The sequence below is a fragment of the Wolbachia endosymbiont of Drosophila nikananu genome (genome assembly GCF_028981865.1).
Classification (GTDB): Bacteria; Pseudomonadota; Alphaproteobacteria; order Rickettsiales; family Anaplasmataceae; genus Wolbachia; species Wolbachia pipientis_B.
Genome location: NZ_JAPQLL010000069.1, coordinates 25,101 through 33,601, shown reverse-complemented (window position 1 = coordinate 33,601; position 8,501 = coordinate 25,101). Strand labels below are relative to the sequence as shown.

Genomic DNA, 8,501 nt, shown 5'->3' with positions numbered 1-8,501 from the left:
GTCTGTTGCACCTTATCATCTTTTAGCGATTGCATGCAACGCCCTCAAATGCCTCATTTCAGGTGCAATGGGCTTCCAAAAAGTAGGTTTGTTGGCGATACAAAATCCAGCTATCATAGCTGCATCTGATTTATCTGTCTTATTTCTGAGCAGCTCACTTTTGCCAAAAGCTTTCTGGATTTACTATACTGACATTATGTCCTAAATCGTGCATAAAAGTAGCCAAATCTTCTCCATACCAACTAGTTGCTTCAAGACATAAATGAGTAAGATTTGCTCCATGGCCATTGCACCAAACTACAAGTTTTGCAAAACCATCTTGATTATTTTGAAAGACTTTGTGTCGTTTTTTACTCTCCACTAACAAACATCAAATTTCTTTTTTGAAATATCCACACCCAAAATAGCATTTACTTGCATAAAATTGCCTCCAAGACTATAAATAAACTGAGAGTTTAGACTAACCTTGTAATACGGGATATAATTCCAAAAGATACTGTTCTGTCTTTAACTCTATGGGAGGGAAGCAAAATCTGGGATTCGGCCTTAATGGCATTAGTGTCGCATCAGCTTCACCCTCCCTGTGAGGTATTTTAGCTCTAATGCCTCACATCATAAAGATACAAGTGTCAGCTACTCGGATGACAAAGGAGGACAGTGTCAAGCACTGACCATTTGCTGTGCAGTTTACCTTTAAAAATGAATGTTCGTACAGTTGTGCATAGGATGACAAAAGAGTAAACTTTATCTGTGTGAGCTACAGATGCAAATTACAACAAATGCAGTAGCGTAATCTCCATCGTCACTTAAAGAAAGGTGAATCTTGTAGTCCTTTGAGATGAAATCCTTTCTGACAGCAATATATGGCTTTCCTTTTACACCACTGTATATTTCTATATCTTTCATTATAATGCCCTGGCTAAATCCAGTACCTCGTGCTTTAACAAAAGCTTCTTTTGCTGCAAAGCGTTTGGCAAAATACCTTGCTCGCATTTCTTGACTATTATACTTTCTACTTAGCTCTATTTCTTTTTCAGTGTAGATTCTATTGAGAAATTTTCCCCCGTATTTTTGTAATATTCCCAATACTCTTGGTATATATACTATGTCAGTGCCGATACCGCGTATCATTTTGTGCTAAAGCGATTTATTGCTTCCTCAATCTGCATTTCTTTTACCTCTCCAGTTGCTCTATTTTTTACTTCAACTATGTTTTCACTTACTGCTTTCTTTCCAACAATTATTTGCCACGGCAAGCCTATCAGATCCATTCTGGCAAATTTTACTCCTACACTTCCTTCCGTATCATCGTAAAGCACTTCATCGCTTTTCAAAGCTTTGTATATTTTATCTGCAGCCTCCGTTACTTTCGTTTGTAAATTGATTAAACCAATTCTGAAAGGAGCTACCGCTTCTGGCCAGATAATTCCCTTATCATCATGAAAAGCTTCTATTATTGCACCGACAAGCCTTGAAACCCCAATGCCATACGAACCCATATGCATGTTGACATTTTTTCCATCTTGAGAAGTAACACTTGCCTTCATAGGCTTTGAGTATTTGTTGCCAAAATAAAAAATATGCCCTATTTCAATACCTTTACTAACATTTAACTGTTCTTGCGGCACAAGGCAAGTTTTAGGGTCGTGCATATCATCTGCAACTGCATATATATTCTTCAAACTTCCAACATCTTCACTTTCTAGTAGTTCAGAAAATTTATTGTCATAATATAAAGTGCTCTCACCAGTGTTTGCCAATATATGGAACTCGTGGCTCAAATTTCCTCCAATTGGCCCAGTGGCCGCTCTCACTCCAATTGGAGTAAGCCCCATGCGTTTGAAGATTTTTATGTAAGTTTTGTACATCAAATTATATGAATTCAGTGCACCTTCGTAATCTACATCAAAACTGTATGCATCCTTCATCAGAAATTCCCTACCCCTCATAACACCATAACGTGGTCTTACCTCATCACGGAATTTCCACTGGATATGATACAAACAAAGTGGCAAATCTTTGTAGCTTCTTACCGTATCTCTAATTAAGTCAGTTGCTACCTCCTCGTGCGTTGGCCCGAAAAGCATATCGCTCCCATGCCTATCCTTAATGTGCAGCATCTCTTTGCCGTAATCATCGTAACGGCCTGATTCTCGCCAGAGACTTGCCGGCTGCACACAAGGCATTAATACTTCAATAACGCCAGACTTGTTCATTTCATCTCTGATGATGTTTTCAATATTTTTAAGCACTAAAAGACCAAGCGGTAACCATGAATAAATGCCAGACGCTGTTTGCTTGATTAAGCCTGCACGTAAAGAATATTGATGGGAGATAATTTTAGCATGGGTAGGCTTTTCCTTTAGAGTTGGCAGGTAATATTTGGATAAACGCATATAATAGACCTGATTGTATTAAGTAATCTTAATACAATCAGACCTGTAGGTAAACTTATTTTGAAAAAGAAGGGAAGTGTGTGGTACTTCCCTTGATAATTTTATGACCGCTGTGGTCCTATTACTTTTAGTGAAGATTACACTCTACTATTCACTGGATCCACATTATTCACTTTTGTTACAGAAGGTTCCTCTTGTAAACTAGCAGGTACCTGTGGCTTCTCTGTCTCTGACTCAAAATTCAACGGGGATGAGGATTTAGACCCATAAGCGCTATCAGGAGTTTTGCTTCTTTCTCCATTGCCTAGTTGGGAATTTAAAGGCTTATTGATGTAATTGCTCACTTCCTCATCAGAATCTATTTCATGGGCGGCATCTATAGATGCATCTGCTTGGGCAGGGGCAAAACTTTGCTTATCCTGTTCCTTGTTTTCATTATCACTCCAACCACCCGAGTTAGACAGCTTATCTCCACTACCTGCCCAGTCACTAGAATGATCACTTTCACTACCCCTTGGTGCCATTTTGTTCAGAAGTACCTTGTATGGATTATCATTATGACTCTCTCTTATCTCTTTTGTCTCTTTTAGCACTCTTTCAACTCTCGCATAATACTCTTCTTCTTGCATTTTTTGCTTGTTATTGTCATTTGACAATGTTGCGTTCAACTTATCTTGATTAACAGATTTTTCTTGTGGTACTTGAGATGCAGTATGGCTGGATTCTTTTCCAGGCTTAGGTTGAGCGTCAATTCTTCTCAAGGTAAAACTACGTTCTCTTATCTATTTAAAAGCTTTCTCTCCTTCTGACAATTTTGCGTTCAACTCATCTTGCCCAACAGACTTTTCTTGTGGTACTTGAGATGCAGTATGGCCGGATTCTTTTCCAGACTTATTTGGAACAGGAGGAGGAGGTGGTGGTACACTGGCACTTGTGTTTGTTTGTGCACCAAGCGTTACTGGAGGTGATTCAGGATCAAGCACAGATTCTTTTATCATATCTTTCATTGGCTGTCCCTCTCCAGTGTTAGTCTGGTCTTCTGGGGTGCCCACTTCGTCAATTTGCCAATTGCTAGCTTTTTTTGCTATAGGAATACCAGCTCCCATTAGCATGTTATCATTCTTAGTACATATATTCACATTACCCGAGCCCGAGTCCGAGATTGTAAGATTAAGAGAGAGATTATTACTTGAAGGAGGCACACTTGATTTATCCTCCATTTCTGTCTGTGGAGAAACGGCAAGTTTAATAAAATATGCTACTGAAGCCAGTGCAATAACCGCAGAAACAGTAAAAATTGCTAAGGGAACTGCTTCAATTGCACCAGAACCAGAAACTGCCGCAATAACATAAGGAAGATGTATATAAATTGCAACGGCAGATGCACACAATGATAAAGCAGCAATCGAAACTTTAAGATTAGATGTAGACATTTTTCACCTCATTGGTCAATACAATATTAATAATAACTAGATTATCAACAGTGTCAACAATTAATTATGAAAAATAAAGTCACAATTTGAATAGATAAGCTATAAGTAATATACAACCCTCCTGGTAGGCCCAAATTGCAATGTTCGTACAGTTGTGGACGTTGAGCCTATCCTAGTGTTGCATATCAAGCTCATACTCAGTATGTAAATCTTTGACCAAAGCTACAACATATTCTTTTTGAACAATTATACTGATTTTGATTTCGGATGTTGTGATAGCAAGTATTTCTATCTTTTTTTCGCTTAAAACCTTGAGTGTGCGGTGCATCACTTCAGTATTAGACATAATACCAATGCCAATTATTGAAATTTTAGCTACATTGTCGTTTATAGCATAATTTTCATTCTTATTCAGTAACTTTTCCATTAAATCAATATCAAATTTGGAGATAACAAAACTTGACCCATGTATCATATCAATTTTAACGTTTGCCTCTACTATATCTCTTAAAGTACGCAAGTTATTTGCAAGGTTAGTGAAAGTTACAAGAGCTTCATTAGTGCTATAAGCTATTCCAGTAATTAAGTATCTCTCTAGTACATCCCTTTTGTGTAGTACTGTGGTGCCTTCTACTTCTTTAAAAGTGGATAGCACTTGCACTTTAATGTTATGCTTCATTGCAAGTTGTACTGAACGATTATGCAGTATTTTAGCACCAGATGACGACATTTCCAACATTTCATCGTAAGAGATAAATTTAAGCTTGCGTGCCTTTGGAACAATTCTCGGGTCTACTGTATATATTCCATCAATATCAGTAAAAATTTCGCAAGTTCTAACACCAAAGGCTACCGTGAAGGCAACTGCTGATATATCAGAGCCTCCTCCTCCAAAAGTAGTGATTCTATCATCATTTATACCCTGAAAACCAGCGATGATCGCAGCAGTATAACCCTCAGCAAAAGATCTTTTCACACGGTCAATCTTTATTGTTTTTATTTTAGACTCAGAATAAAAATCATCAGTTACAATTGGTAACTGCCAGGCAAGCCACGATTTAGCATTAACTCCGATCGATTGGAGAGTGATAGCTAATAGACCGCAAGAAATTTGTTCTCCTGCTGAAAGCATAACGTCATACTCTGATAACTCTTGTCTGCAACTTAAATTTGAGATTTGCCTAGCCTGAAAAGCCATTTGGTCAGTAAATCCTGCAACAGCAGATACAACAACGATTACATTACAACCTTTCTCAATATCGTTTTTTATCAAATTTGCAACTCGGTTTAAATCAGTTAGCGAAGTCCCACCAAATTTTTTTATGATTATTTTGTCCATAGTTACAATATAACTCTCTTCTAAAGAAAAATATAGTTTTTGTAGAGATAGATGTACAGTTCCAGAGTGTGATGGTATTTTTTCTCACATTTTATCATACCATCACACTCTGGAACTGTGCATCTAATACAATTATAGAACAAGTTTAAAAGTTCTGGTAAAGTAGTTTTATTTACAAAGAATATGCTACTTGAAATTGAAAAGCGCAGCATAACAAATGCATTGTGGAAGTTGCAAGAAGCAGATCAAAGGGAAATCTTAACTCTTATACAGAAATTTGAGTTGCCAGAAGTACTAGCAAGAATATTGGTTACTCGTGGTGTTAACATAGAAAATGCGAGCGACTTCTTATATCCACTAATCAGATCGCTATTACCAGATCCCTTTCACCTTTTTGATATGGATAAAGCTGTTTCTCGTATAATACGGGCAATAAAAAATAATGAAAAAATTGCAATATTTGGTGACTATGATGTTGATGGTGCAACGTCGTCAGCATTGATTAACAGGTACCTGAGAGCAATCGATATACACTCTATAGTCTACATTCCAGATCGTGTTGATGAGGGCTATGGATTAAACACAGATGCTTTATTACAACTTAAAAAAAACGGGATCGATTTATGTATTTCCGTTGATTGCGGTACGCTTGCATATCAACCAATAGAAGATGCAAAGGTCTTTGGTCTTGATATTATAGTTGTCGATCATCATCTTGGTACGGAAAAGTTACCAAGCGCCATAGCAGTTGTTAACCCAAACCGCCTTGATGAAAGCTCTCCTTATACTAACCTTGCAGCAGTTGGAGTGTCATTTTTGCTGATTATTGCTCTTAATAAAAGCCTACGTGAGCAAGGATCTTTTACCAACAAAAAAGAACCAGATTTATTTAATCTGCTGGATTTAGTTGCCCTTGGAACCGTTTGCGATGTTATGCAGATTACAGACCTCAATAGAGCATTTGTCTCACAAGGATTAAAAGTTATGTCAGCAAGAAAAAACGTTGGCTTGCGTGTTTTATTTGATGCTTTGGGGATCCTTGAAAAACCAAGTGTTTCACAATTAGGGTTTAGTATTGGGCCATGCATAAATGCTGGAGGAAGAATTGGAGAAGCATCACTCGGTGCAAGGTTGCTTTCCACCGATGATGATGAAGAGGCACATTCAATCGCGCTAAAATTAATAGATTTGAATAATACAAGGAAAGTGTTAGAAAATGAGGCTCTTTTGGAAGCTACAGCACAAGCGGAAAAATTTGCCCAATTAGGTGTAAATTTTATAATGGTAAGCGGCAACTGGCACCAGGGAATAATTGGTATAATTGCATCAAGGCTAAAGGAGCAGTTTCACTTACCAACAATAGTGATGTCTTTAAACAATGGAATAGGAAAAGCAAGCTGTAGATCAATTTTGGGAGTTGATATCGGTGCTGCAGTCCTTTCCGCAAAGTTTACAAATTTAATTATTGAAGGTGGTGGTCATAGTATGGCGGCAGGATTTTCAATTAAAGAAGACAAAATAAATGATTTGCATGATTTTTTTACTGAAAGATTTTCAAACTCTATAAATGAGAAAACTTTGAAAGCTGATAGTATAGTAACTGCTAAAGCAATAAACTTATCTCTGTGGAATGAGCTGCAACGCTTGGGACCATTTGGAGTTGGGAATCCTGAACCAAGGTTTATCATTCAGGGAGCAAAGATAAGAAAGCCTGAAGTTATAGGAGTTGATCATATAAAATGTTTTATTGCTGATGATAATGTTATGGTAAGAGCTATTGCATTTCGCTCTGCAAATACTCACCTTGGCTCTGCTATCATGCAGGGTAATGTTAAAGCCATTTTGGGTAAAATCTCTATGAATTACTGGAATGGCAATGAATTTGTACAATTTTTAATAGAAGATGTATTGACCATTAGTTGAGTTACTATCTTACAATAATTACCTATCAATCTCACCAAAAACTATATCGAGTGAGCCAATAATTGCTGCAATGTCGGCAAGCATGTGTCCTTTTGCCATAAAATCCAAAGCTTGTAAATGTGCAAAGCCAGGTGCTCTTATTCGGCATCTATAAGGTCTATTGGTACTATCTGAAACTATATACACTCCAAACTCACCTTTTGGTGCCTCAACAGCTGTGTAAGCTTCACCTTTTGGTACGTGATATCCTTCTGAGTAAAGTTTAAAATGGTGAATCAGAGCTTCCATAGATTTTTTCATCTCTGCTCTTGGCGGTGGAGAAATTTTTCTATCTTCAGTTTTTATTGGGCCTCCAGGCATTTTCTCTATACACTGCTTCACCAAGCTAACAGACTGCCTAATCTCTGCCATTCTAACTAGATAACGGTCATAACAATCGCCATTTTGGCCAATAGGTATATCAAAATCTAGCTGATCATATATTTCATATGGCTGGCTTTTTCGCAAATCCCAAGCAAGCCCAGCCGCGCGCAACATTGGGCCACTAAAGCCCCAATCAAGTGCCTGTTTAATTGATATTTCACTGATTCCTACAGTGCGTTGCTTCCATATCCTATTTTCTGTTAAAAGTTCATCAACATCGTCTATATACTTTGGAAATTGCTCTATAAACTTTGCAATATCCTCAATCAAGCCTTCTGGAACATCTGCTGCAACTCCACCTGGTCTGATGTAAGCTGCGTGAAACCTTGCACCTGAAGCTCTTTCGTAAAATTCCAGTATTTTTTCTCTTTCTTCAAAGAGCCATAAAAGAGGAGTCATTGCTCCAACATCAAGCGCTTGAGAAGAAACGTTCAGTAAATGATTTAGTATTCTCGTCAGTTCACAAAACAAGACACGTAAATACTTTGCCCTAATCGGAATTTCGCATTGCAACAATTTCTCTACACATAGTGAATACGCATGCTCTTGTGACATTGGTGACACATAATCAAGACGATCAAAATAAGGCAAAGCTTGAAGATATGTTTTGTACTCTATTAATTTTTCAGTACCGCGATGCAAAAGCCCAATAAGAGGATCAGCTCTCTCAACCACTTCGCCGTCCATCTCTAAAACAAGGCGCAACACTCCATGTGCAGCTGGGTGCTGAGGGCCAAAATTTAACATCATTGTCTTTAGATCGGGCATGTTTGGCAGTTTAAGATATTGAAATTGTATAGGCTAAAGTGCGCTCAAAGTCAATAGACTTCTTGCATAGGCTACAACTGTCATTCAATAGAAACAAAAACTTACTTGACAAACTCCGCCAGCCTCCTTATCATGGTACTGAAGGTATTCAGTTATCTTCATCTGTGCAGATTAAACAGCAAGAAAACAACGTAGTTGGCGTCTTATTTTTAATTTTTT

General features: G+C 37.7%; 8 protein-coding genes and 1 pseudogene. 2 read left to right on the top strand and 7 right to left on the bottom strand.

Annotated features, from left to right (window positions below):
• The 6 genes and pseudogenes from OZD67_RS06640 to OZD67_RS05235 all read right to left on the bottom strand — a co-directional run.
• Positions 1–420 (bottom strand): annotated as a pseudogene (locus OZD67_RS06640) (IS110 family transposase); the annotation flags it as partial.
• A gap of 324 nt (positions 421–744) precedes the next feature.
• Complete coding sequence (locus OZD67_RS05255) at positions 745–1,131, bottom strand: holo-[acyl-carrier-protein] synthase (RefSeq protein ID WP_182183442.1); 387 nt, start codon at positions 1,129–1,131, stop codon at positions 745–747.
• On the bottom strand, positions 1,128–2,396 hold the full coding sequence (proS, locus tag OZD67_RS05250) for a proline--tRNA ligase (protein WP_182183444.1): 1,269 nt from the start codon (positions 2,394–2,396) through the stop codon (positions 1,128–1,130). Before proS ends, OZD67_RS05255 begins: the two co-directional genes overlap by 4 nt.
• A gap of 137 nt (positions 2,397–2,533) precedes the next feature.
• Positions 2,534–3,157, bottom strand: a complete 624-nt coding sequence (locus OZD67_RS05245) for a hypothetical protein (protein ID WP_182183446.1) — start codon at positions 3,155–3,157, stop codon at positions 2,534–2,536.
• 21 nt (positions 3,158–3,178) lie between these two features.
• Positions 3,179–3,829: a hypothetical protein gene (locus OZD67_RS05240; protein WP_182183447.1), complete on the bottom strand. Its 651-nt coding sequence runs from the start codon at positions 3,827–3,829 to the stop codon at positions 3,179–3,181.
• Between the two features lie 172 nt (positions 3,830–4,001).
• Positions 4,002–5,168: an aspartate kinase gene (locus OZD67_RS05235; protein WP_182183449.1), complete on the bottom strand. Its 1,167-nt coding sequence runs from the start codon at positions 5,166–5,168 to the stop codon at positions 4,002–4,004.
• A 183-nt stretch (positions 5,169–5,351) separates the two neighbouring features.
• Between OZD67_RS05235 and recJ the strand changes: the two genes are divergently transcribed.
• Complete coding sequence (recJ, locus tag OZD67_RS05230; protein WP_182183451.1) at positions 5,352–7,091, top strand: single-stranded-DNA-specific exonuclease RecJ; 1,740 nt, start codon at positions 5,352–5,354, stop codon at positions 7,089–7,091.
• A gap of 18 nt (positions 7,092–7,109) precedes the next feature.
• Here the strand turns inward: recJ and OZD67_RS05225 are convergent, their stop codons facing one another.
• On the bottom strand, positions 7,110–8,282 hold the full coding sequence (locus OZD67_RS05225; protein ID WP_182183452.1) for an NADH-quinone oxidoreductase subunit D: 1,173 nt from the start codon (positions 8,280–8,282) through the stop codon (positions 7,110–7,112).
• Between the two features lie 38 nt (positions 8,283–8,320).
• Between OZD67_RS05225 and OZD67_RS05220 the strand changes: the two genes are divergently transcribed.
• Positions 8,321–8,501 (top strand): hypothetical protein (locus OZD67_RS05220; RefSeq protein WP_274999749.1); only part of this gene is annotated, 181 nt, incomplete at its 3' end.